The following is a 356-nucleotide window of genomic DNA, read 5'->3' as shown; positions in this document are numbered from 1 at the left end:
CTTCCCCAACCATGTTGATTCCAAGTAACGTCATTACCAATTTTCCACGTTGCTAAGGTACCTGCAATAGGACCCCTATCAACTTTAAATTGATCACGATCTTCGGAAATTGTGAATGTAGATCTATCCCCCAAGGAGAGCTTGGAAGACGCTCCAATACAAAAATCCCCCCTTTGAACAGTATTACCACCCTCTGTTTTAATGGTTACTGAAGCATCATTAGCAAATTCCACCTTTGAAAAAGGCGTACAAGCGTCTATTGGATTAAAGGAGTTATTAACTTCAAAGAGATTCGTACCAGAAAAATGAACTGTAGCCTTACCGGCATCTGCAACATACAAAGCTTTGGTTTTTTC

General features: G+C 40.2%; 1 protein-coding gene. It reads right to left on the bottom strand.

The genetic code is table 11. From position 1 onward, the window contains the following. On the bottom strand, positions 1 to 356 hold a 356-nt coding region (locus CRG87_RS08085), incomplete at both ends, for a hypothetical protein (protein ID WP_165775991.1).

The organism is Lactobacillus apis, from assembly GCF_002837055.1.
GTDB lineage: Bacteria > Bacillota > Bacilli > Lactobacillales > Lactobacillaceae > Lactobacillus > Lactobacillus apis.
This window is presented reverse-complemented; position numbering and strand designations above follow the sequence as displayed.